A 23,920-nucleotide genomic window follows, 5' to 3' on the forward strand; every position below is an offset into this window, starting at 1 on the left:
CCGAACCCGGCGCAGGGGTGGGTGGGCACGGACACGACGAGGCCCCCGGCTTTCACCGGGGGCCTCGTCGTGTGACTGGTGCTTAGCGGTACGACCCGAAGTCGAAGTCGTCCAGCGGCACTGCCTGCCCGCTGGCCGGCCCGAACCCGTAGTCGGTCTCCGGGTAACCGGTCATCGAGTAGACCTTGGCCTTGGCCTCCTCGGTCGGCTCGACCCGGACGTTGCGGTACTTGCTGATGCCCGTACCGGCCGGGATGAGCTTTCCGATGATCACGTTCTCCTTGAGGCCGACCAGCGAGTCGCTGCGCGAGTTGATCGCAGCGTCGGTCAGCACCCGGGTGGTCTCCTGGAAGGAGGCCGCCGAGAGCCAGGAGTCGGTGGCCAGCGAGGCCTTGGTGATACCCATCAGCACCGGACGACCAGCGGCGGGCTCGCCGCCCTCCGAGACGAGTCGGCGGTTCTCCGACTCGAACAGCGCCCGGTCGACGAGCACACCCGGCAGGAACTCGGTCGAGCCGGAGTCGATGACCGTCACCCGCTTGAGCATCTGGCGGATGATGATCTCGATGTGCTTGTCGTGGATGAGCACACCCTGCGAGCGGTAGACCTCCTGGACCTCACTGGTCAGGTGGACCTGGACCGCCCGCGGACCCATGATCCGCAGCAGCTCGTGCGGGTCGATGGTGCCCTCGGTCAGCTTCTCGCCGACAGCGACGTGACCGCCGTCGTGGGTACGGAGCTTGACCCGCTTCGAGATCTTGTCGTACACGATCTCTTCGCTGCCGTCGTCCGGCACCACGATGATCTTGCGCGAGCGCTCGCCATCCTCGATCCGGATCCGACCGGGGGTGTCGGCGATGGGCGCCTTACCCTTCGGGACCCGAGCCTCGAAGATTTCCTGAACACGCGGCAGACCCTGGGTGATGTCCTCACCCGCGACACCACCGGTGTGGAAGGTACGCATCGTCAGCTGCGTACCGGGCTCACCGATGGACTGGGCGGCGATGATGCCGACCGCCTCGCCGATGTCGACCGACTTACCGGTCGGCAGCGACCGGCCGTAGCAGGCCGCGCAGACGCCCAGCTTCGACTCGCAGGTGAGCACGCTGCGCACCCGGACCGTCTCCACACCAGCGGCGACGATCTTGTCGACCCCGATGGAGTTGATGTCCTGACCGCGCTCGGCCACCACGGTGCCGTCCGGCCCCTTGATGTCGTCGGCGAGGGTCCGGGCGTGCACGCTGGTCTCGGCGTGGGTGTGGACGACGAGCTTGCCGTCCAGCTTCTCGCCGATCTGCATCGGGATCGCCCGGTCGGTGCCGCAGTCCTCTTCGCGGATGATGACGTCCTGCGAGACGTCCACCAGACGACGGGTCAGGTAACCCGAGTCGGCGGTACGCAGCGCGGTGTCGGCAAGACCCTTACGGGCACCGTGCGTGGAGATGAAGTACTCCAGCACGGACAGACCCTCCCGGTAGCTGGCCTTGATCGGCCGCGGGATGATCTCGCCCTTCGGGTTGGCCACCAGACCACGGATCGCCGCGATCTGCCGGAGCTGGAGCAGGTTACCGCGAGCACCCGAGTTGATCATCTTCCACAGCGGGTTCTCCTGCGGCAGCGCGGTGTCCATCTCCTTGGCGACCTCGTTGGTCGCCTTGGTCCAGATTTCGATGAGCTCGCCGCGACGCTCCTCGGCGGTCATCAGACCACGCTGGTACTGCTTGTCGATCTGGTCGGCGTCCTTCTCGTACCGCGCCAGGATCTCCGCCTTGCGCGGCGGAGCGATGACGTCCTCCATGCCGATCGTCACGCCGGACCAGGTGGCCCAGTGGAAACCGGCCTCCTTGAGCCCGTCCAGGGTGGCGGCAAGCGCCACCTTGGGGAAGCGCTCGGCGAGGTCGTTGACGATCGCGGAGAGCTGACCCTTGCGGATCTCGTAGTTCACGAAGCGGTAGCCCTGCGGCAGCGTCTCGTTGAACAGCACCCGACCCAGCGTGGTCTCCACGGTCAGCGGGTCACCCTCGACCCAGCCCTCCGGGGCGCTCCACGCCTCGGAGCCGTTGCCGTTGTCGACACCGACCACGCCGCGCAGGCGGATCTTCACCGGCGCCTGGAGGTGCAGCTCGCCGTTGTCGAAGGCCATCCGCGCCTCGGCGTCCGAGCTGAACGCCCGGCCCTCGCCCTTCTCACCGGCGGTGAGGTGGGTGAGGTGGTACAGACCGATGACCATGTCCTGGGTAGGCATGGTGACCGGCTTACCGTCGGCCGGCTTGAGGATGTTGTTCGACGACAGCATCAGGATCCGCGCCTCGGCCTGAGCCTCGGCGGACAGCGGCACGTGCACCGCCATCTGGTCACCATCGAAGTCGGCGTTGAACGCGGTGCAGACCAGCGGGTGGATCTGGATCGCCTTGCCCTCGACCAGCTGCGGCTCGAAGGCCTGGATGCCCAGGCGGTGCAGGGTCGGCGCCCGGTTGAGCAGCACCGGGTGCTCGCCGATGACCTCTTCCAGCACGTCCCACACGACCGGGCGCTGACGCTCGACCATCCGCTTGGCGGACTTGATGTTCTGTGCGTGGTTGAGGTCGACCAGCCGCTTCATCACGAAGGGCTTGAACAGCTCCAGCGCCATCTGCTTGGGCAGACCGCACTGGTGCAGCTTGAGCTTCGGGCCGACCACGATGACCGAACGGCCGGAGTAGTCGACGCGCTTGCCCAGCAGGTTCTGGCGGAACCGGCCCTGCTTGCCCTTGAGCATGTCGGACAGCGACTTCAGCGGGCGGTTACCCGGGCCGGTGACCGGCCGGCCGCGACGACCGTTGTCGAACAGCGCGTCGACGGCCTCCTGGAGCATCCGCTTCTCGTTGTTGACGATGATCTCGGGCGCGCCGAGGTCGATCAGCCGCTTGAGGCGGTTGTTCCGGTTGATCACGCGGCGGTACAGGTCGTTCAGGTCGGAGGTCGCGAAGCGACCACCGTCGAGCTGCACCATCGGGCGCAGGTCCGGCGGGATGACCGGGACGCAGTCCAGCACCATGCCGAGCGGCGAGTTACGGGTGTTCAGGAACGCCGCGACGACCTTGAGTCGCTTGAGCGCCCGGATCTTCCGCTGGCCCTTGCCGGACCGGATGGTCTCCCGCAGGCTCTCGGCCTCGGCGTCGAGGTCCATGTTCTGGACCAGCGCCTTGATCGCCTCGGCGCCCATGGAACCGGTGAAGTACTCACCGAACCGGTCGCGCAGCTCGCGGTAGAGCAGCTCGTCGGTGACCAGCTGCTTCGGCTCCAGCTTGCGGAAGGTGTCCAGCACCTCGTCCAGGCGGTCGATCTCGCGCTGGGCCCGGTCGCGGATCTGGCGCATCTCGCGCTCTCCGCCCTCCTTGACCTTGCGCCGGACGTCCGCCTTGGCACCCTCGGCCTCCAGCTCGGCCAGGTCGGCCTCGAGCTTGGCGGCCCGCTTCTCGATCTCCGAGTCGCGGCTGTTCTCGGACTGCCGCTTCTCGGCCAGGATCTCGTTCTCGATCGTCGAGAGGTCGCGGTGACGCGACTCCGCGTCCACGCTCGTCACGACGTACGAGGCGAAGTAGATGATCTTCTCGAGGTCCTTGGGAGCGAGGTCCAGCAGGTAACCCAGCCGGCTCGGAACGCCCTTGAAGTACCAGATGTGGGTCACCGGAGCGGCGAGCTCGATGTGCCCCATCCGCTCACGGCGGACCTTGGAGCGGGTCACCTCGACGCCGCAGCGCTCACAGATGATGCCCTTGAACCGGACGCGCTTGTACTTACCGCAGTAGCACTCCCAGTCCCGCTGCGGACCGAAGATCTTCTCGCAGAAGAGCCCGTCCTTTTCCGGCTTCAGGGTGCGGTAGTTGATCGTCTCAGGCTTCTTGACCTCGCCGTGCGACCACTGACGGATGTCGTCGGCGGTGGCGAGACCAATGCGCAGCTCGTCGAAGAAGTTGACGTCGAGCACTATGTCCCCTATGTCGTCGTCTGTACTGCTAATTCTCGGGTGGGGTCGGGGGCCGGCGAGCCGGCCCCCGACCGCTCACCTCAGACCTCTTCGACCGAGCTCGGCTCGCGCCGGGACAGGTCGATGCCCAGCTCCTCAGCGGCCCGGAACACCTCGTCGTCGGTCTCGCGCATTTCCAGTGCCACACCGTCGCTGGAGAGCACCTCAACGTTGAGGCACAGCGACTGCAGCTCCTTGAGCAGCACCTTGAACGACTCCGGGATGCCCGGCTCCGGGATGTTCTCGCCCTTGACGATGGCCTCGTAGACCTTCACTCGGCCGAGCACGTCGTCGGACTTGATCGTGAGCAGCTCCTGCAGGGCGTAGGCAGCGCCGTACGCCTGCATCGCCCAGCACTCCATCTCACCGAAACGCTGACCACCGAACTGCGCCTTACCACCCAGCGGCTGCTGCGTGATCATCGAGTACGGTCCCGTCGAACGAGCGTGGATCTTGTCGTCGACCAGGTGGTTGAGCTTCAGGATGTAGACGTAGCCGACCGCGATCGGGTCCGGCAGCGGCTCGCCGGAACGACCGTCGAACAGCTGCGCCTTGCCGGTACGACCGATCAGCTGCTTGCCGTCCCGGTTGGGCAGGGTCGACTCGAGCAGACCGGAGATCTCCTCCTCGCGAGCACCGTCGAAGACCGGGGTGGCCACGTTGGTGTCGCCCTCGGACTCGTGCGCGTCGATCGAGCGCAGCTGACGCTTCCAGTCGGCGTCGTCACCCTCGACCTTCCAACCGGTCTTGGCGACCCAACCGAGGTGGGTCTCCAGCACCTGGCCGATGTTCATCCGGCTCGGCACACCGAGCGGGTTGAGCACGATGTCGACAGGAGTGCCGTCCTCAAGGAACGGCATGTCCTCGATCGGCAGGATCTTCGAGATGACACCCTTGTTACCGTGCCGGCCGGCGAGCTTGTCGCCGTCCTGGATCTTGCGCTTCTGGGCGACGTAGACCCGGACCAGCTCGTTGACACCCGGCGGCAACTCGTCGCCGTCCTCGCGGGAGAACGTGCGCACACCGATGACCGTGCCGGTCTCGCCGTGCGGCACCTTCAGCGAGGTGTCCCGAACCTCACGCGCCTTCTCACCGAAGATCGCGCGGAGCAGACGCTCCTCCGGGGTCAGCTCGGTCTCACCCTTGGGCGTGACCTTGCCGACCAGGATGTCACCGGGGACGACCTCGGCGCCGATCCGGATGATGCCGCGCTCGTCGAGGTCAGCGAGCATTTCCTCGCTGACGTTCGGGATGTCGCGGGTGATCTCCTCCGGACCGAGCTTGGTGTCCCGGGCGTCGACCTCGTGCTCCTCGATGTGGATCGAGGTGAGCACGTCCTGCTGCACGAGGCGCTGCGACAGGATGATCGCGTCCTCGTAGTTGTGGCCCTCCCAGCACATGAACGCCACCAGCAGGTTGCGTCCGAGTGCCATCTCGCCCTCGTCGGTGCACGGACCGTCGGCGATGACCTGACCGGCCTCGACGCGGTCGCCCTCGAAGACGACAGGCTTCTGGTTGACGCAGGAGCCGGCGTTGGAGCGGCGGAACTTGTGCAGCAGGTACGTCCGGCGGTGGCCGTCATCCTGGTGGATGGTGACGTAGTCGGCGCAGAGATCCTCGATCACACCGCCGACCTCGGCGACCACCACGTCGCCAGCGTCGACAGCGGCCCGGTACTCCATGCCCGTACCCACGAGCGGCGCCTCGGCCTTGACCAGCGGCACCGCCTGGCGCTGCATGTTCGCGCCCATCAGTGCCCGGTTGGCGTCGTCGTGCTCGAGGAACGGGATCATGGCGGTCGCGACCGAGGTCATCTGCCGGGGCGAGACGTCCATGTAGTCGACGGCACCGGGGACGACGTCCTCGGTCTCGCCGCCCTTACGACGGCAGAGCACCCGGTCCTCGGCGAACGTGCCGTCAGCCTTCAGGCGCGCGTTGGCCTGGGCCTTGACGAACCGGTCCTCCTCGTCCGCGGTCAGGTAGTCGATCTGGTCGGTGACCCGACCCTCGACGACCTTCCGGTACGGCGTCTCGATGAAGCCGAACGGGTTGACCCGGGCGAAGGTGGACAACGCGCCGATCAGGCCGATGTTCGGGCCTTCCGGCGTCTCGATCGGGCACATCCGGCCGTAGTGGGACGGGTGCACGTCGCGGACCTCGAAGCCGGCCCGCTCCCGGGACAGACCACCCGGGCCGAGCGCGCTCAGCCGACGCCGGTGGGTCAGGCCCGCCAGCGGGTTGGTCTGGTCCATGAACTGGGACAGCTGGGACGTCCCGAAGAACTCCTTGATCGCCGCCACCACCGGGCGGATGTTGATCAGGGTCTGCGGGGTGATCGCCTCGACGTCCTGCGTGGTCATCCGCTCGCGGACGACCCGCTCCATCCGGGACAGGCCGACCCGAACCTGGTTCTGGATCAGCTCGCCCACGGTACGGAGGCGCCGGTTGCCGAAGTGGTCGATGTCGTCGGCCTCGTAGCCGTCCTCACCGGCGTGCAGCCGGCACAGGTACTCCACGGTGGCGACGATGTCGTCCTCGGTCAGCGTGCCAGTGGTGATCGGCACGCCAACTTCGAGCTTCTTGTTGAACTTGTAGCGCCCGACCTTGGCGACGTCGTACCTCTTCGGGTTGAAGAAGAGGTTGTCGAGCAGGGTCTGGGCGTTCTCGCGCGTCGGCGGCTCGCCAGGGCGCAGCTTGCGGTAGATGTCGAGCAGAGCCTCGTCGGCGCCGGCGATGTGGTCCTTTTCGAGCGTGGTCATCATCAGCTCGGACCAGCCGAACTTCTCACGGATTCGCTCGGCCGACCATCCGATGGCCTTGAGCAGGACGGTGACGGCCTGCCGACGCTTGCGGTCGATGCGCACACCGACCGTGTCGCGCTTATCGATGTCGAACTCCAGCCAGGCACCCCGGCTCGGGATGACCTTGACGCTGGAGAGGTCGCGGTCGGAGGTCTTGTCCGGCTGCTTGTCGAAGTACACGCCCGGAGACCGGACGAGCTGGCTGACCACGACGCGCTCGGTGCCGTTGATGACGAAGGTGCCCTTGGGCGTCATCATCGGGAAGTCACCCATGAACACCGTCTGGCTCTTGATCTCGCCAGTGGTGTTGTTGGTGAACTCCGCGGTCACGAAGAGCGGAGCGCAGTAGGTCAGGTCCTTCTCCTTGCACTCCTCGATCGAGGCCTTGACCTCGTCGAAGCGCGGCGCTGAGAAGGAGAGCGACATGGTGCCGGAGAAGTCCTCAATGGGACTGATCTCTTCAAGGATCTCCGCGAGACCCGATCGTGCGTGCGGGTCGTCCGCCGACCGGCCCTGCCAAGCCTCGTTGCCGACGAGCCAGTCGAAGGACTCGTTCTGAATGGCAAGGAGGTTGGGGACCTCGAGGTGTTCGGTGATCCTGCCGAATGAAACTCGGCGGGGAGCGAATGCGCTCGACGTACGACTGGTCTTCGCAGGGCGGGAAGCTGCCAAGATGCGTCCTTCCGAGGACCGGTGCTGCAGAACGGCTGGTACGCGTGCACTCCAATGACCCCACCAGAAATATCCGTAAACGGACATTTCCGAGCAGGGGTCAAGTCGGAAGGCAGCGCAAACTAGCAGTGTAGCCGAGAGGCTAACCGCTGTCCAGCCCACCCCGCAGGTTGTTTGCGGAGCGCGCCTCGGCCCCCGTCAACCGGGGTCTGCCGGGCCGCTCAGAACGCAACTCCCCACTGGGCCGCTCGGGTTACAGCGGCTGATGGTGCCGCCGCTGTCATACCCACGTCGTGGCCGTCGCAAGCGCGGTGTCTTGCTGGTGTCAGCGTGCCTGGCAGCCCTGGGCCGCGTCAAGGGCCGGTATCCGGGTTGTCCCTTGTTTCCCACTGGAGGGCGACCCGCCACGCTCGTTCGGGTCAAGGGTACCCATGGTCGGAGCCCAGCTCAGGACCGGTCGCAGCCAGATCCACCAATACGGCGGGCGGTGATCCGTGTCGGATCACCGCCCGCCGCGACGCGATGGTGTCCCAGCTCACGAGCCGGGTACGCGTTGGTGGAACGTCAGGTCACTTGAGGGTGACCTTGGCGCCCTCACCCTCGAGCTTGGCCTTCGCCTTGTCGGCGGTCTCCTTGTTGACCTTCTCCAGGATGGCCTTCGGCGCGGACTCAACCGCGTCCTTGGCCTCCTTGAGGCCCAGGCCGGTCAGCTCACGCACGACCTTGATGACCTGGATCTTCTTGCCACCGTCAGCCTCGAGGATGACGTCGAACTCATCCTGCTCCGGCTCGGCCTCGGCAGCAGCGCCGCCGCCGCCGCCACCCTGGGCGATCGCGACCGGAGCGGCAGCGGTGACCTCGAAGGTCGTCTCGAACTGCTTCACGAACTCAGAGAGCTCGATCAGCGTCATCTCCTTGAACGCGTCGAGCAGCTCGTCGGTGCTGAGCTTCGCCATATCTGGCGTCCTTTCCTGATTCTGTTAAGTAAGAACTGGTGCGCCGTGGGGGCCTCAGGCCGCCTCGGCGCCCTCCTTCTCGCGCTTGTCCTGCAGTGCAGCCGCCAGACGGGCGGTCTTCGACAGCGGGGCCTGGAACAGGGCCGCGGCCTTGCTCAGGTTGCCCTTCATCGCGCCGGCCAGCTTGGCCAGCAGCACCTCGCGGGACTCAAGGTCGGCGAGCTTCGTGACCTCGGCCGCGGTGATGGCCTTGCCCTCGAAGACACCGCCCTTGATGACGAGCTTCGGGTTGGCCTTCGCGAAGTCGCGAAGGCCCTTCGCCGCCTCGACGACGTCGCCCGAAACGAAAGTCAGCGCGGTAGGACCGGTGAACAGCTCGTCGAGGCCGGTGATGCCCGCGTCCGTCGCAGCACGCTTGGCCAGCGTGTTCTTCGCGACCGTGTAGCTGGTATCGGCGCCGAGCGAGCGCCGAAGCTGGGTGAGCTGGGAAACCGTCAGACCGCGGTACTCGGTCAGCACGGTGGCGCCCGAGCTGCGGAAGCTCTCGGTCAGCTCAGCGACGGCCGTGGCCTTGTCGGCCCGGATCGGCTTGTCCGCCATGTCCCTCCTCTCTCGTTACTCGAGGCTGGTCCCCGTCTCGGCCGAAGCCGGAACGGGGGCGGAGGCAGCGCGACAACGAAAAGCCCCGGCGCAGGGCGCACGGGGCGAGGGCCGGCGGATCGTCATGGTCGGCGGACCACGCTCACTGCCGAGTTACGCTTGCCGCCCTACGCGGGTCGCCCGTTGTCGCGGGACCTTCGACCGTGCCGAAACACGGTGACCAGCGGTCTCTGGGTGGTTCCTCATCCATGAGAACACGGATGACTGTTGAAGACTACGCGCCCCGACCAGCAGCGCCAAATCGCGCCTGGTGAGCCGCGTCACCCGCACCGGGGCCGGTCAGCCCTGGGCCCGCCGACGCCACAGGTAACCGCCGACGACAGCGGCGCTCCAGGCCAGCGCCCACCCGCTCAGCCCCAGCATTGTCAGCGCGGCGGCGTCGCCGGCGGTGGTGCGAGCAGCCGCCATGATCGGCGGTGCCAGCCAGGGGGCCACCGAGCCGGTCAGACCGAACACCACAGCGCCGACCCCGCCGAGGGCCAACACCGCGACGCCGTACCCGGCGCCGCCCACCGACGCGCGGCTGGCCAGCGCCCCAAGAGCAACCGCAGCGGGTACGACCAGCACATGCGCCCACAATCCCAGGGCGAGCCCGACCGGAATCGACCGGTCCCCCGGGTCGACCGGGCCGGACACCCCGCCGACCAGCCACGGAAAGAGCAGCGCGACGGCCACCGTCACCAGCGCCGTCACCACGGCGGCGAGCAGCCCGGCCGACCGCTCCCGGGCCACCCCGACCGTCACCTGCGCCAGCCGACGTTGCACGTCCGGCTCGACGTCCAACAAGATCTTGGTCTGCCAGGCGAGCACCGGAAAGAGCACGACCGCGGAGACCCCGTACGCCTCCGCCGGCTGGGCGCGGCCACCGCCGTAGAGGGTGCCGAGCGTGATCAGGCCGGCGAGCAACGGCGCCAACGCCCGGCCGGTCCGCAGGAAACCAGCCAACCGCATCCGGACCAGGGCGCTCACCGGGTCTCCCCCGCTGCCGACTCGACCGCGGCGTCATCGGCGTCGGGCTGCTCGGCTGCCAGCTCCCCGGCCATCCCGAGGGGCGGCTCGGCGGGTCGGGCGGCACCGGCCGACCGGGGCTGCTCGACGGGTAGGGCCTGGGATGCGGCGGTGGCGGCGTCGGAGCGTACCCGCAGCACCTGGTGGCCCTCGGCGCGCAACCGGGCGACGGTGCCGGCGACCCGCGCGGCCGGCACCGCTACCTCGACCACAGCGATCGTCTCGTCCGTCGACGCCGTCTCCTCGCAGAGCGAGCCGTCGGCCACCAACCAGCGGCGCGCGGCCGGGAGCCGGACCGTCTCGCCGCGGTGGTCGCTGACCAGGACCGACCCGTCGGCCGCGAGCACCTCGGCGATCAGTTCGGGCACCAACTCACGGGTGGTGGCGTCCAGCCCCTCCCACGGCTCGTCGAGCACCAGCAGGCCCGGTGGGCGCAGCAGCGCCTGGGCGAGACCGACCTTCTGCGCGGTGCCCTTGGACAGTTCCGGCAACCGGACCGAGCGGAACGCGGACAGCCCGAGCCGATCTGTCCAGGAGGCCACCGCCTCGTCGGCCGCAGCCCTGTCCAGCCCCGCCACCCGGGCCATCCCGGTCAGATAGCGGGTGACCGTGAACGGTTGGTCCGCGGGGAAACGCTCCGGCACCCAGCCCACCCGCGTCGGACGGTCGGTGACCCGGCCCCGGCCCGGGCGGAGGACCCCCGCGGCCACCTGGAGCAGTGTCGACTTGCCCACCCCGTTGCGACCCAACACGATCGCCACCTCGCCGGGACCGATCCGCACGTCGATGCCTTGCAGCACCCACGGCCCCCGCCGGTGGTACCGCAACCAGACATTCTCCAGCCGCATGGCGTCGAGCCTGCCACACCTGAAACGCGCCGGGGCGCCGCCACGGTCGTGGCGGCGCCCCGGCGGAGCGATCTGTCGACTCAGGCGTCGGCCTGGTCCTCCCGAAGGTTCTTCACCAGGTTCGGGTCGACCGGGACGCCCGGGCCCATCGTGGTGGTCAGGATGACCTTGCGGAGGTACTTGCCCTTGGCCGCGGACGGCTTGGCGCGCAGCACCTCGTCGAGCACCGCCGCGTAGTTGTCCACCAGCTGGGTCTCCGTGAAGGAGGCCTTGCCGATGATCAGGTGCAGGTTGGAGTGCTTGTCCACCCGGAAGGTGATCTTGCCGCCCTTGATGTCCTGCACCGCCTTGGTGACGTCCATGGTCACCGTGCCGGTCTTCGGGTTCGGCATGAGACCGCGCGGGCCCAGGATCCGCGCGATCCGGCCGATCTTGGCCATCTGGTCCGGCGTGGCGATCGCCGCGTCGAAGTCGAGCCAACCACCCTGGATGCGGGCGACCAGCTCATCGGTGCCCACCTCGTCCGCACCCGCGGCGGCGGCCTCTTCGGCCTTCGCGCCGCTGGCGAACACGATCACGCGGGCGGTCTTACCGGTGCCGTGCGGCAGGTTGACCGTGCCGCGGACCATCTGGTCCGCCTTGCGGGGGTCGACGCCGAGGCGCATGGCGACCTCGACCGTGGCGTCGAACTTGACGTTGGTGGTCTCCTTGGCCAGCTTCACGGCCTCGGTGGGGGTGTAGAGCTTCGACCGGTCGATGACATCGGCGGCCTTGCGGTAGCTCTTGCTGCGCTGCATTGCTGATTACTCCTGTGGTCTCTGGCGGGCCGCTCGGCGCGAGCCCTCCCACTGTCGGGTCGAAGGCCGGGGCCGACGTCAGTCGTTGACGGTGATGCCCATCGACCGGGCGGTGCCGGCGATGATCTTCTCGGCCTGGGCGATGTCGTTGGCGTTGAGGTCGGCCATCTTCTTCTCGGCGATCTCACGCAGCTGGGCGCGGCTGACCGAGCCGACCTTCTCGGACTGCGGAACACCCGAACCCTTCTGCACACCGGCGGCCTTGATCAGCAGCCGGGCAGCGGGCGGGGTCTTCAGCACGAACGTGAAGGACCGGTCCTCGAACACGCTGATCTCGGCGGGGACGATGTCGCCCCGCTGAGACTCGGTCTGCGCGTTGTAGGACTTGCAGAACTCCATGATGTTCACGCCGTGCTGGCCGAGCGCGGGGCCGACCGGCGGCGCCGGCGTGGCCTGGCCCGCCGGCAACTGAAGCGTGAACGTCTTGACGAGCTTCTTCTTCGGAGGCATGTCACTTCCTGGGGCTTGGAGCTGGGAAAATGCGGCTGTCGCCGCCCTCGGGCGCGCACGGTCAGCGCGGTGCGACAGCGGCGACATTCAAGAGTAGCGCAGGCCGCAGCCCACTCGTCCGCCGAGGTCGAGCGAGAGCGCGTACGCCGACGTCGGCGGCGGGTCGGGCCCGCCGCCGACGACCAATCAGATCTTGGCGACCTGGTTGAAGTTGAGTTCCACCGGAGTCTCACGACCGAAGATCGACACCAGCACCTTGAGCTTCTGCTGGTCGGCGTTGATCTCGCTGATCGTGGCCGGCAGCGACGCGAACGCGCCGTCGGTGACGGTGACGGAGTCGCCCACCTCGAAGTCGAGGACCTTGATCTCCGGCTTCGACTTCTTCTGCTCGGTCTCGACAGCCGGCGCCAGCCACTTCAGCACCTCGTCGAGCGAGAGCGGAGCCGGCCGGTCGGCCCTGTCGGTCGCGCCGACGAAGCCGGTCACACCCGGAGTGTTCCGGACACAGGAGTAGGACTCGGCGGTCAACTCCATCCGAACCAGGATGTAACCCGGGAAGACCTTGGCCTGGATCTGCGAACGCTTACCGTTCTTGACCTCGACCTCTTCCCGGGTCGGCACCTCGACCTGGTAGATGAAGTCCTCCATGTCGAGGCTCGTGATCCGGGTCTCGAGGTTGGTCTTGACCTTGTTCTCGTAGCCGGCGTACGAGTGCACCACGTACCAGTCACCCGGCGCGTAGCGCAGCTTCTGCCTCAGCTCCGCGACGGGGTCGTAGTCCTCGTCCGGTGCGGGCTCGGTCGTAGGGAACTCCGGCTCGCTGGCGGCCTCAACCGACTCGTCACCAGCCGCCGTCGCGACCGTGGACTGCTCGTCCACCGGTCCGGCGGTCTCGTCGTACTCAGGCACGCTCGCTCACTTCCGTCACTATGGCTGGAGGCAGCCGGTCAGTCCGAGTTGCCAAAGACAAACAACACGACCTTGGCGAAGCCGAAGTCCAGCACACCCACGATCGTCAGCATCACCGCGACGAACGCCACCACCACGGCGGTGTAGGTCAGCAACTCCTTGCGGGTCGGCCAGATGACCTTACGCAGTTCAGCTACGACCTCGCGGAAGAACCGGGCGATGCGGCCGAAGACGCCCACCCGACCCGTTTCCGACCGCGTGGTCGGCCGGCTGTCCGCCGACTCCGCCCGGGCACGGGACCGCGTGGCGGTGCCCCCCCGGGAAACCGGCTCGTCCGCGCCGGAGGCGTCGTCGTCGGCCACGTCGTCGACGATCTCGTCGTCCAGACGATCGTCGCCGTCGTCGTCGCGCCGCTTGTTGTCGGCCACTTCGCCCTCCGTCGCGGAATCTGGGGTCGCACGCCGAGTGGCGTACGCGGCGCTGGTCACGCCGGCCGGACCCAACCGTCCCGCGACGGGCCGCGGCCGGTGGATCGCCCGGAGGGCCCCGATTGCCTCGGAGCCACCCCGCCGATGCCACCACCACGGGCCGGACGCCGCCAAGCTGGCGGCGCGACCCACGGGAACGGTCAGGCCTGAGGCGCAGGGGTGACAGGACTTGAACCTGCAGCCTGCGGTTTTGGAGACCGCTGCTCTGCCAATTGAGCTACACCCCTATGCGGCAACACTCGCCCCACGCGGCCACAGACGACCGAGCAGGGGTCACTTGCCCCACGGCGGACCAGTGTACGGGTAGCCGCCCGACTTTCCCAACCGGTCTCCGCGCCACGCGTGGCGGGCTCGGTTCAGCGTGTCGTCCGGACGGTTGCCCGCGCCTGCGACAGCACCTTGTCACCCAGGCAGGTCGCTGTCACCTCGAGTCGGGTGAGACCGTCCTCGGTCACCTCGCGGACCCGCGCGGTCACCTCGATCTCAGTCCCCTGGTCGTCGTCGGGGACCACCACCGGTCGGGTGAAACGCACGCCGTACTCGACCACCGCGTCCGGCGACCCGGCCCACTCGGTGACCGCCCGGCCGACCAGCGCCATGGTGAACATGCCGTGGGCGATCACCCCGGGCAGGCCCACAGTGGTGGCGACCCGGTCGCTCCAGTGGATCGGGTTGAAGTCGCCCGAGGCACCGGCGTAGCGGACCAGGTCCGCGCGGGTCACCTGAAACGTCTGTGCCGGCAACTCCATCTCAGGCCTCCCCGCGAATGACATACCTGGCCCAGACCGCGACCACTGGTTCCCCGCCGACGGTGCTCACGTCGGTGCGCGTGGTCAGGAAGCCGTGCCCACCCCTGGTGCTGACGTCCTCGATGGTGTTGGTGCAGACCAGCTCGTCGCCGGCGACCACCGGCCTGGTGTACGCGAACCGCTGGTCGCCGTGCACCAGGCGGCTGTAGTCGACGCCCAGGGCCGGGTCCTCGATGATCTGGCTGCTCGCGGCCATCGTCACGATCACCGGAAAGGTCGGCGGGGCGACCACGTCGGGGTGACCCAGCGCCCGCGCGGCCTCCGGGTCGTGGTGAGCCGGGTCGGTGGCACCGATGGCGCTGGCGAACTCGCGGATCTTTTCTCGGCCCACCTGGTAGGGGGCGGTCGGCGGATACGTCCGGCCGACGAAGGAAGGGTCCAGAGGCATGCCGCGAACCTACACGGAAAGCCCAATCGCCGACCTGATCGGTAGGCGGCGGCGGAGCCGCACCAAACCGGTCAGATCGGCGATCGTAAAGCTTCGACAACGGCCGGCCCTGAGGCCGACCAGCAGTCAGCGGGTCTCGCGGTGGACCGTGTGCCGACCGTCACGCGGGCAGAACTTCTTCAGCTCGATGCGGTCGGGGTCGTTGCGCCGGTTCTTGCGCGTGATGTAGTTGCGCTCCTTGCACTCCACACACGCCAAAGTGATCTTCGGCCGGACATCGGTAGCCTTCGCCACGGCGGAGTGCCTTCCTCGCTAACGGAAACAACTACGACGCGCCAGCCTAGACGCTGACAGCGCGGACATGCAAAGTGGGCGCCAGAAGCGCCCATTCTTACGACCACCGGCAACGAGCCCGGAAGACGAGAGTAGCGGTGGCCGGACTTGAACCGGCGACACAGCGATTATGAGCCGCTTGCTCTACCATCTGAGCTACACCGCTGCGATGGGTCCAGCTGAACCCTCGAGCCCCCTTACGGAATCGAACCGTAGACCTTCTCCTTACCATGGAGACGCTCTGCCGACTGAGCTAAGGGGGCCTGCGCGATCTCCCGTGGGGCGCGCAGGAGTAAGAGTACACGGCCCGGCTCGACAGGTGAAATCGGATCCCCGGTGATCGTCCGCGCCCTGTTCAGGGCACGACACGCAGGCGCGGCAGCTCCCCGTTCGAGGTCGTCTCCGGCTCGACCTGAGCACCGAACCAGGCGGCCAACCGCTCGTACGGCAGCGGCCGGCTGAACAGGAAGCCCTGCCCGATCTCGCAGCCGATGTCCTGGAGAAGCTCCAGGGTCAGCTCGCTCTCCACCCCCTCGGCCACCACCGCCAGGCCGAACTGCTGGGAGAGGGTGACCACCGCGTTGACGATCGCCAGGTCCCCCGGGTCGGTCGCCATGCCCTGCACGAAGGAGCGGTCCACCTTCACCTCGTGCACCGGCAGCCGGCGCAGGTGCGCCAGAGACGAGTCACCAGTGCCGAAGTCGTCCACCGACAGCCGTACGCCGAGATCCCGTAGCCGCTGCAGGGTGGGGATCGGCCGGTCCGTGCCGTCCAGCACCCCCGACTCGGTGATCTCCAGGGTGAGGCGCTGCGCCGGCACCTGGTACTCGGTCAACAACTCCTGGACCCGGTCCGGGAAGTGCCTGTCGATGAGCGTACGAGCCGAGAGGTTGACAGCGATGGGCAGCGGCTGGTCGGCCAGCGCCCAGTCCCGGCTGCGCCGAAGGCCCTCCCGGAGCACCACCTCGGTGAGCCGGCTCAACTGGCCGGTGTGCTCCGCCACCGCCACGAAGTCCTCGGGCGCGACAGTGCCGTGCGCCGGGTGCTCCCAGCGGGCCAGACACTCCACACCCACCAGGCGCCGGTCCCGCAGAGTCACCTTGGGCTGGAAGTAGACCTCCAGCTCGTTCTGGTCCAGTGCGCGACGCAGATCGCCGGCCAGACCCAACCGGCGCAGTGAACGGGACTCCAGCGCGGGATTGAACAGCTGCACGCTGCCCGGCACCGACTTGGCCGCGGTGGCGGCGAGGTCGACCCGGAGCAGCAGGGTCGCCGCGTCGCTGCCATGATCCGGGTGTACGGCCACCCCGACGGCAGTGTCCACGTCGAGGGTGAGCGCGTCGAAGACCATCTCGTCGCGGATCTGGTCGCGCAGTTGGGCGGCCAACTCAAGCGCGGCCTCGGCGCTCTCCAACCGAAGTGTCACCAGGAACTCGTCCCCACCGGCACGGCCAACCAGAGCCGACGACGGCGCGCTGGCCCGCAACCGAGTGGCGACCTCGGTGAGGACCTTGTCCCCGGCCGCGTGCCCCAGGGACTCGTTAACCTGGCGCAGCCCGTCGACGTCGAAGAGCAGCAGCGCCACCACCTCGCCCGGTGCGCGGATCTTGACCGACTCGTCCAGCGCTCCGGTGATCCGCCGCCGGTTGGGCAGTCGGGTCAACGTGTCGTGGTGGGCGTCGTGCCGAAGCCTGTCGACCAACCGCGAATTCTCCAGGGCCACTGCCGCATGAGCGGCGACCGTCTCGAAGACGGGGATGTCGCCCGGGGTGAAATGACCGACGTCGCTGAGGCGGTTGACCACCTCGAGCGTGCCGATCACCGCCTGACCCGAGTAGAGCGGCACCACGATGATGTCCTTCACACCGGTGGCGCGCAGCGACCCTCGCAGGCTCTCCTCGTCGCCGAGGCGAACACCCATGGCCAGACTGCGACGCTGACGGCGGGCCTCCTCGCGGACGACCACCGGCGTCGGCGACGTGTCCAACAGGCCGGCGTCGTCGACCCGCGCGGTCAGCATCACCTCCGGGTGACGCCCCTGGGCCGGCAGCCACAGCGTCGCGTACTCGGCCTGCATCAACCCCCGGATCCGACCGAGGAGGACGTCAGCCAAGTTGCCGCTCTGCCCGTTGGCGGTCATCGCCTGGGTGAGTTCGTACATGTCGCCAAGCGTCCGGTGCTGCCGGAAGAACTGCTCGTACGACCGGTAGACCTTCGCGAGCGCGACCCCGAGCACGACGATCAGAACGGCCGACCACCAGGTGCTGTCCACCGCGATCAGGACGATCAACCCGACTACGAGGTTGACGCCGTTGGCCAGCAGAGACGGCAACCCGCTACGCAGCACACCCAGCGCGGCGTGCCGGCCGTGCATGATCGCGATCACCCCGGCCACACCCGCGAGGGTCGACACCACGACGGTACCGACGGACGCGAAGAGCACTCCCCACGTCCGCGGTCCGACACCCACGACCGGCGGGAGCGCCAGCAACACGAGGCCGGCCAGCGATACGGCAGCGGCGGCGTTGGCGACGTTGAAGGCCAGCTTTTCCGCCCCGAAGCGGTACCGCAGGTGGGTTATCAGCGTGGAGAGGGTGTAGACCAGGACGACCATCAACGGCGGAAGAAAGACGAACGCCGGCACCAGCGGGATCTCGACGAGCCGCACCCCGAAGGACTGCCGCCCGATGACGAAGTTCAGCATCGGCAGGCCGGCGATCACCATCACGCCCAGCAGGACGGCGGCGAGCCCCCAGGACCCGGAGGGGTGCGGCCGGTTCGGGGTCACCAGCCCGATCGTCATCGAGAAGACGACGGCCAGGAACATCAACGGGCCGGTGATGAACCATGCGTACTGCGCCGGGCGCCGAGGAGACCCCGAGCCACCCGACGCGGACCGGCGGCCAGCCATCCCACTCCTTACCGGTCACTGCTGCGAAGGACGCACGGCCGGAAACGAAGCTGACGACACCGTCCGATACGACAGTGGTGTCACCAGCCTCGGCTAGCGCTGCGGCGCCGTCCAGACATAGTCAAAGGCCTGGAACTCCCCGAAACTTCCGGAAGCCCCGCCTGCCATCACAACGAAAGCCAGTGCTGCGAACACCATGCCGACCCGCCGGGCCAGCCTTTGACCAGACATCGTGTGCTCCTCATGGCAGGGGTGTCGGGAAGGCAAGATTCCACGATGGTGCCACACACGAGGCAGCCCGCAAAGCGGTCGGACGGCTGAGCAGCGCAGGCCCGTCCAGTCGGCCCGAACGCTTCAACGACGGAAGCCCTGCAAGGTCGTTGGCTGGTCTCGGGAGACGCGCAGATGATGCGTGTTCAAGTTATAGCCACAATTTGGATCTACGTCATGGAAGCCGCTTCCAGTCGCAAAGCCCGCCGCGAACGCAAAGCCGGCAGGTATGGGCGGCACCGGACCTTCCCGACCACCGAAACTCCCCAGGACCACGGGCGCCGGTTGGTCGGGTTCGCAACCGGTGACCAGTTGAACACAACAATCCTCTCGGATCCATAGGATCGGAGTCCCTCGATTATCACCCCCGGAGACGGACGGTTCGAGACTCTGTAGCCTTCGCGACCGATCGGCGAGCTCCACACGTCTCCTCCCAGGCCGCGAAGTGGCCGCCACAGCCGCGAAGTGGCCGCCGCGGGCAACCTCGTTGACGTACGAGAGGCCGGGTAGACCGACTCGGTCAGCTCCGCGGAACGGCCCAGCCTCACCGGGAGCTTGGCGGAGCCGACCCGAACCGATACCAGCGGCGGGGCCTGGCCGACCGCCTGAGCCGCGGCCTGAAATCGCTCGAAACTCCCGGTACCACCGGGCGGACGACGTGACGGCGCCGGTCAGCCAGCACAGCGTCCGGTGTCGACAAGGGACTCGCGAGTGGAGACCGCCCGTCGGTGCGCCATCGAACAACGGTGCCGTTCGTGGGCAACCAACTCACCAAGGGCTACTCATACGTGGTCCGCTGGAAGGTGGCGGGCGAGCCCTTCCGCAAGACGTTCGCCACCCACGCCCTGGCCGAGAGCTTCCGATCAAAGCTGGTGGTGTCTCAGCAAGAGGCGTCGCGTTCGACAAGGCCAGCGGTCTGCCCGAGCCCATGGCCCGCGCTCTCACTGCCCGTTCGTGGTACGAGCACGCGGTGGCCTACGTCGACATGAAGTGGCCCCGCGCGTCGGCGAAGCATCGCAAGGGCATCGCCGAGACGCTGGCCACCGTCACCCCGGCTCTGCTATCGACCGACCGGGGCGTGCCCAGCGACAAGGCGCTACGCGCCGCGCTCTACGGGTGGGTGTTCAACAAGGCCCGCCGCGACGCGGGCGACCCCGCCCGCCCATCTAGCCGCAGCCGTGCGCTGGCTCAAGGCCAACACCGTCGATCTGACGGCGCTTGCAAACGCTGCCTTGGTGCGCGAGGCGCTCGACACGCTCGCCCTGCGGATGGATGGTGCCCCCGCCTCGGCAAGCACGATCGTCCGTAAGCGGGCAGTCTTCTCCGGCGCTCTCAAGTACGCCGTTGAGCTGCGACTACTCGACACGCACCCGATGTTCCTGGTGAGCTGGACCGCCCCAAAGACGGCCGATGAGATCGACCGGGGAGCGGTGGTCAACCCGGATCAGGCGCGGGCACGGCTCGCTGAGGTCGGCCGAACGGTGCCGGAGTTGGAAGCGTTCTTCGGATGCATGTACTACGCCGCCCTACGCCCCGAAGAGGTGCTTCACCTACGCGAAGACGAGTACGAGCGGCCCGCCCAGCGTGGGGGGTGGGGCGTGCTGCATCTGACCGGCTCGACGGTGGCCGTGGGCCGGGACTGGGGCGACGGGGACGACACGGCCGAGGACCGGGGGTTGAAGCACCGAGCGAAGAGGGCCACTCGGGATGTGCCGGTGCCGCCGCTGCTCGTGCGGCTGCTCGACCACCACGTCAAAGGGGGATCAAACGGCAAGCTGTTTGTCACCCGGCGCGGCCCCGGCGGGCGGTACGTGCCTACCGCCGGCCAGCCAATTCCGAACAACACCTACGGAAAGGCGTGGCGCGACGCGCGGGGAAAGGTGCTCACGTCGGCACAGCAACGCTCCCCGCTGGCTCGCCGGCCGTACGACCTGCGGCACGCCGCTGTGTCGCTATGGCTCAATGCCGGGGTGCCGGCTACTCACGTCGCCGAGTGGGCCGGGCACAGCGTGCACGTCCTCATGCGGGTCTACGCAAAGTGCGTTTACGGCCAGGAGGAAGCCGCTCGTCGCCGAATCGAGGCGGCGCTAGCCGGGAAAACAATCGATCAAAATGTGGCCGAGGTCACTCTTAGCCACAAGGAGTTATGCGACCCCTAGAAAGACATCAGGTGTGACGCGCCACGGACCCGCCTTACACATCATGTGTGATGTGTGCTCTATGTTCACCGGCCTGGAAAAGCACCCAGAACGGACAACCCTGTTCGCTACGTTCCGTAGCTGTAAACCTCAGTTTTCAGCACTCTCCGCACTTGCCTCACCGCTGCCGACGCGCTGAAATCGAGCGCAGCAAGCAGAGAGTCGCCTAGATGGCACGAAAAGCGGCACCCGGCTGGACCCCGGATGCCGCTTCGGCTCTCTGCTTCGAAATGCCCTGCTGAGGCCATAAGAGCAAGGAGGCCGCGTGCCGAAGCTAGCAAGCCCGCTGACACGAAGCAACGCGCAGCGTCGTCAGCGCAAGAACCGGTGCAGTCACCCACCCGAATGGGCGAAGGCGCTACCGGGCACCCTCACCGGACTTGCGATGGTGATCGGAGCCGTGACGAGCCTTTTGCGCCTGCTTCTCTAGCCGCCCAGCGGCGACACGCATACGACACAGCCAGCGAGATCAAGCGGGCTAGAGCGAGACTGAGCGAGACTCACGAAAAAGGCCCTTGACCGGCGTTCACGCTGGTCAAGGACCTTTTTCTGCACCTGGTGGCGGGTAGAGGATTCGAACCTCTGAAGCTTTCGCGACGGATTTACAGAGCGCCAATCAAAAGCCCGCTGACCTGGGGTTTCACCCTTAACCATGCCCTCGACGACGCGCATGTGACACAAAGGTCATTTCCCAGGCAGATGCAGACTCTCCGGCGGTAGCCCCTCCGGCCACGGGTCGAAGATGGGCGGTGCCGCTTTGACCTCTACTCCAACAAGATCCACCAGCCCGCGACGACGAGCAGCAGACCAAGCTGAACAAGTGCTCCGCCCCGCCGCGATCTTGACTATGCGTCGATCATCTGCTTATGTCGACGGCATGACCCGACCCTTCGCGTCGATGCGCGAACCTACCTACTTCATCTTGGCCGCCTTGCAGGACGAGCCCCTACACGGCTACGCGATCGTCAAGCGGGCGCAGGAGCTGTCCGACGGGCGGGTGCGCCTCACGACGGGCACCCTCTACGCCGCTTTGGACCGGCTGACCGGGGAAGGAGCGGTACGGGTGGCCGAGGAAGCGGTGGTCAACGGCCGTGCCCGCCGTACCTATGCGCTGACCCAGCGAGGTATGTCCGCGCTGCGTGCGGAAGCGGAACGGATGGCTGCGGCGGCGAGCATCGTTCGTGATCGTTCCATCCGTTCGACGCCTGCGGCGGCTTGGGGAGTGCCGGCATGACCGAGATAGAGCGCCGTTACCGATGGCTACTGCGGGCCTACCCCCGTGCCTACCGGCAGTATCGAGCCGACGAGATGCTGGAAACCCTGCTCGCCACAGCCGATGACGAGCGGCAGCGGCTGGACCTTCGAGAAGCGGCGGCGCTCGTAGTCGGAGGGCTGCGAGCCCGCACCGGCATCAATCAGATCGGCTCGCGATCGGCGCTGGGTTACTCCGCGCTGCGGCTGTCCGCGCTGTCCCTGCTTGTGTACGCCTTGACGTTCTGGTCCGGGGGTCTGGTCTCGTTCCTGTTGACGACGCTGTCGGAAGGCCCTTATAACCCGGGGTCATGGTGGTTCGTCGTCATTCCGGTGCTGTTGACGATCGCGCTCTTCGCCGCGGCTCTGGGTGGTTACCGGCTGGCATGCGCGGCGGCGATCTTGACCGTGGCCGCCCAACATTGGACGTCGAATGGGTGGGGCCTATCGTTCTGGATCTCATCGGTCTACGACCTCCAAGATGCGATGGTTCCCCAGTTTTGGGCAGCGCTGCTGGCTTCGCTGGCATTGCTGCGACTGATCCGCGCACCCCGAACGCCCGTGATCCGACCGTGGACCTGGCCCGTCCTCGGGGTAGCAGCCGTCGCTCTGGCGCCGAGCCCGATCAACGGCTGGTGGGACGCGCCTCTGGTGTCCCTGTGCGCGCTCGCCGCACTGGCCGTCATCGCCGCGCCGATCGATGCCCGGATACCCATCGTCGCCTCGACGATTCTCCTGGCGCCAGCCCTGGCTCAAGTCACCGATCTGCTCTGCTCCAGACGAGCGGGATGGCCGCTAGAAACCTCCCTCAGCGCAATCCTTATCCTCACCGCGATCACGGTCATCACGCTTGCGGCCGCCACGATCGCAGGCCGCCGCCAAGCCCGCATGTAGATACGCAAACTTCTCCGCCACCTCTCGTGGCTAGCCGGCCGCGCGCGACTGCTCATCCAGATCGCAAGCTGGGCTCGGCCGAAGTTGGCCGACAAGACGGACCTCGTCCGGATCGCCGGGGCTCGGTGGCGATAGAGAAATGTGTCCAGCAGGCCAAGAACGAAGCTGGTCTCGACGAATACCAGGTCCGCGACTGGCGAGCCTGGTACGCCCACATCACCCTGTCCATAGCCGCCCACGCCTGGCTACCCGTCGCCCGACCCCTTGCTACAAAAGGGGAACCAACGTCGGCGGCGACATGATGATCGACTACACCGTACCGGAGATCCGAAGACTGCTCACCGCACTCGCAGTGCGATCAACCCACCCACCCGAGCACGTCTGGGCCTGGTCCCACTGGCGCCGACGACGCCAACACCAAACCCGAACCTGCCACTACCGACGACACGGCTACCCCTAACCAACTGCCGTTGCAGTATTAGGGCAAGCCGCACTGCGGTGGCGATATCGGCCACGTGCACGAAGTCCCGCACCGCCGCCCCGTCGCCGTTAAGGGTGACGTGGTCAAGTTCTCCGGTGATCGCGCGGAAGACGTTCGGGATGATCCGTGTGCGGTCGGTGTCGGTGACGCCGTCAACGGCCCCAGCGATGTTGAAGGGCCGGAGGATGACCGCGCCGATTGCTCCGGTCGCCGCGCACGCCGCGACCATGTGCTCAGCCGCGACTTTCGAGGCCGCGTACGGGCTCTCGGGGTGCGGGTCGAGGTCTTCGGACAGTGCGCCGTGGTTCTGCGACCCGTAGACGATGTTGGTGGAGGCGAAGACCAGAGAGGCCGGCGGGGTGCTCGTCCGTGCGGCGTCTAGGGCCATGAGCAGGTTCAGGGTGCCGGTTGCGTTGACGTCGAAGTAACCCATCGGGTCAGCAAACGAGTTCCGGCCGCTGGTCAACGCCGCAAGGTGTACGACTCCGTCGTACCCGCCCTCCTGGGCGATCTCGAAGACCCGCGCACGGTCCCGGATGTCCCCCGTGACCAGCTCGACGCCGGGCGGTGCGGTTCGGTCACCGCGACCCTGGGTCATGACCGTGACCCGGTCCCCGGCGGCAAGCAGGTCGCGGGCTACGGCGCGGCCGAGAAATCCCAGGCGAAGTGCGTCTACGGCCAGGAGGAAGCCGCCCGCCGCCGGGTCGAAGCGGCATTGGGGACCAGC

General features: G+C 67.5%; 18 protein-coding genes, 3 tRNA genes and 1 pseudogene. 4 read left to right on the top strand and 18 right to left on the bottom strand.

Translation table 11 applies throughout. From position 1 onward, the window contains the following. Positions 1-82: 82 nt before the first annotated feature. The 17 genes from AB0B94_RS16190 to AB0B94_RS16270 form a co-directional block, all read right to left on the bottom strand. Positions 83-3,970 (bottom strand): DNA-directed RNA polymerase subunit beta', encoded by a 3,888-nt coding sequence (locus AB0B94_RS16190; protein WP_124858781.1) that lies wholly within the window; start codon positions 3,968-3,970, stop codon positions 83-85. A gap of 80 nt (positions 3,971-4,050) precedes the next feature. Beyond that, entirely contained in the window at positions 4,051-7,482 is a 3,432-nt protein-coding gene (locus AB0B94_RS16195; protein ID WP_091402413.1) for a DNA-directed RNA polymerase subunit beta, read from the bottom strand. A gap of 569 nt (positions 7,483-8,051) precedes the next feature. After that, entirely contained in the window at positions 8,052-8,438 is a 387-nt protein-coding gene (gene rplL, locus AB0B94_RS16200; RefSeq protein ID WP_091402415.1) for a 50S ribosomal protein L7/L12, read from the bottom strand. 54 nt (positions 8,439-8,492) lie between these two features. Then, positions 8,493-9,038, bottom strand: a complete 546-nt coding sequence (rplJ, locus tag AB0B94_RS16205; RefSeq protein ID WP_112584808.1) for a 50S ribosomal protein L10 — start codon at positions 9,036-9,038, stop codon at positions 8,493-8,495. Positions 9,039-9,377: 339 nt separating this feature from the next. After that, positions 9,378-10,067: a hypothetical protein gene (locus AB0B94_RS16210; protein ID WP_357279210.1), complete on the bottom strand. Its 690-nt coding sequence runs from the start codon at positions 10,065-10,067 to the stop codon at positions 9,378-9,380. Next, positions 10,064-10,954 (bottom strand): ATP-binding cassette domain-containing protein, encoded by an 891-nt coding sequence (locus AB0B94_RS16215; protein WP_357279214.1) that lies wholly within the window; start codon positions 10,952-10,954, stop codon positions 10,064-10,066. The genes AB0B94_RS16210 and AB0B94_RS16215 overlap by 4 nt, the downstream gene beginning before the upstream one ends. 80 nt (positions 10,955-11,034) lie before the next feature. Then, positions 11,035-11,751 (bottom strand): 50S ribosomal protein L1, encoded by a 717-nt coding sequence (gene rplA / locus AB0B94_RS16220; RefSeq protein WP_091402424.1) that lies wholly within the window; start codon positions 11,749-11,751, stop codon positions 11,035-11,037. A gap of 78 nt (positions 11,752-11,829) precedes the next feature. Next, entirely contained in the window at positions 11,830-12,261 is a 432-nt protein-coding gene (rplK, locus tag AB0B94_RS16225; protein WP_091402426.1) for a 50S ribosomal protein L11, read from the bottom strand. A gap of 186 nt (positions 12,262-12,447) precedes the next feature. After that, a complete protein-coding gene (gene nusG / locus AB0B94_RS16230) occupies positions 12,448-13,170 on the bottom strand; it encodes a transcription termination/antitermination protein NusG (protein WP_238667527.1) in 723 nt (240 codons plus the stop codon). A 38-nt stretch (positions 13,171-13,208) separates the two neighbouring features. Beyond that, positions 13,209-13,598 (bottom strand): preprotein translocase subunit SecE, encoded by a 390-nt coding sequence (gene secE, locus AB0B94_RS16235; protein ID WP_030329860.1) that lies wholly within the window; start codon positions 13,596-13,598, stop codon positions 13,209-13,211. Between the two features lie 214 nt (positions 13,599-13,812). After that, positions 13,813-13,885, bottom strand: a tRNA-Trp gene (locus AB0B94_RS16240). A gap of 129 nt (positions 13,886-14,014) precedes the next feature. Continuing rightward, positions 14,015-14,407, bottom strand: a complete 393-nt coding sequence (locus AB0B94_RS16245; protein WP_357279222.1) for a MaoC family dehydratase — start codon at positions 14,405-14,407, stop codon at positions 14,015-14,017. A 1-nt stretch (position 14,408) separates the two neighbouring features. Continuing rightward, on the bottom strand, positions 14,409-14,855 hold the full coding sequence (locus tag AB0B94_RS16250) for a MaoC family dehydratase N-terminal domain-containing protein (RefSeq protein ID WP_091402433.1): 447 nt from the start codon (positions 14,853-14,855) through the stop codon (positions 14,409-14,411). Between the two features lie 126 nt (positions 14,856-14,981). Further along, positions 14,982-15,149, bottom strand: coding sequence for a 50S ribosomal protein L33 (rpmG, locus tag AB0B94_RS16255; RefSeq protein ID WP_007073056.1), 168 nt, complete (start codon positions 15,147-15,149; stop codon positions 14,982-14,984). A gap of 132 nt (positions 15,150-15,281) precedes the next feature. Next, positions 15,282-15,354 (bottom strand) — tRNA-Met (locus AB0B94_RS16260). Positions 15,355-15,378: 24 nt separating this feature from the next. Beyond that, positions 15,379-15,451: transfer RNA gene (locus AB0B94_RS16265), tRNA-Thr, on the bottom strand. 92 nt (positions 15,452-15,543) lie between these two features. Continuing rightward, the gene (locus AB0B94_RS16270; protein WP_357280039.1) at positions 15,544-18,015 is read right to left on the bottom strand and encodes an EAL domain-containing protein; all 2,472 of its coding nucleotides are present in this window, start codon (positions 18,013-18,015) and stop codon (positions 15,544-15,546) included. 1,532 nt (positions 18,016-19,547) lie between these two features. Here AB0B94_RS16270 and AB0B94_RS16275 point away from each other — a divergent pair. From AB0B94_RS16275 to AB0B94_RS16290, 4 genes and pseudogenes are all read left to right on the top strand, one after another. Then, positions 19,548-20,528, top strand: a complete 981-nt coding sequence (locus AB0B94_RS16275; RefSeq protein ID WP_357279229.1) for a hypothetical protein — start codon at positions 19,548-19,550, stop codon at positions 20,526-20,528. Between the two features lie 916 nt (positions 20,529-21,444). Beyond that, entirely contained in the window at positions 21,445-21,801 is a 357-nt protein-coding gene (locus AB0B94_RS16280; protein ID WP_357279233.1) for a PadR family transcriptional regulator, read from the top strand. After that, a complete protein-coding gene (locus AB0B94_RS16285) occupies positions 21,798-22,712 on the top strand; it encodes a hypothetical protein (RefSeq protein WP_357279238.1) in 915 nt (304 codons plus the stop codon). Before AB0B94_RS16280 ends, AB0B94_RS16285 begins: the two co-directional genes overlap by 4 nt. Positions 22,713-22,808: 96 nt before the next feature. After that, positions 22,809-23,014, top strand: a pseudogene (locus AB0B94_RS16290) (IS701 family transposase); the annotation flags it as partial. 36 nt (positions 23,015-23,050) lie between these two features. Here AB0B94_RS16290 and AB0B94_RS16295 read toward each other — a convergent pair. Next, entirely contained in the window at positions 23,051-23,875 is an 825-nt protein-coding gene (locus tag AB0B94_RS16295) for an NAD-dependent epimerase/dehydratase family protein (protein WP_357280043.1), read from the bottom strand. Positions 23,876-23,920: the final 45 nt, after the last annotated feature.

The organism is Micromonospora sp. NPDC048986 (assembly GCF_040649335.1).
GTDB lineage: Bacteria > Actinomycetota > Actinomycetes > Mycobacteriales > Micromonosporaceae > Micromonospora > Micromonospora alfalfae.

Coding starts and splice junctions, on each gene's coding strand:
- rplL (WP_091402415.1), bottom strand. CDS start 8,438: ATGGCGAAGCTCAGCACCGACGAGCTGCTCGACGCGTTCAAGGAGATG.
- rplA (WP_091402424.1), bottom strand. CDS start 11,751: ATGCAGCGCAGCAAGAGCTACCGCAAGGCCGCCGATGTCATCGACCGG.
- rplK (WP_091402426.1), bottom strand. CDS start 12,261: ATGCCTCCGAAGAAGAAGCTCGTCAAGACGTTCACGCTTCAGTTGCCG.
- AB0B94_RS16270 (WP_357280039.1), bottom strand. CDS start 18,015: ATGTTCCTGGCCGTCGTCTTCTCGATGACGATCGGGCTGGTGACCCCG.
- AB0B94_RS16285 (WP_357279238.1), top strand. CDS start 21,798: ATGACCGAGATAGAGCGCCGTTACCGATGGCTACTGCGGGCCTACCCC.
- AB0B94_RS16280 (WP_357279233.1), top strand. CDS start 21,445: ATGACCCGACCCTTCGCGTCGATGCGCGAACCTACCTACTTCATCTTG.
- AB0B94_RS16245 (WP_357279222.1), bottom strand. CDS start 14,407: ATGGAGTTGCCGGCACAGACGTTTCAGGTGACCCGCGCGGACCTGGTC.
- AB0B94_RS16250 (WP_091402433.1), bottom strand. CDS start 14,855: ATGCCTCTGGACCCTTCCTTCGTCGGCCGGACGTATCCGCCGACCGCC.
- rplJ (WP_112584808.1), bottom strand. CDS start 9,038: ATGGCGGACAAGCCGATCCGGGCCGACAAGGCCACGGCCGTCGCTGAG.
- AB0B94_RS16215 (WP_357279214.1), bottom strand. CDS start 10,954: ATGCGGCTGGAGAATGTCTGGTTGCGGTACCACCGGCGGGGGCCGTGG.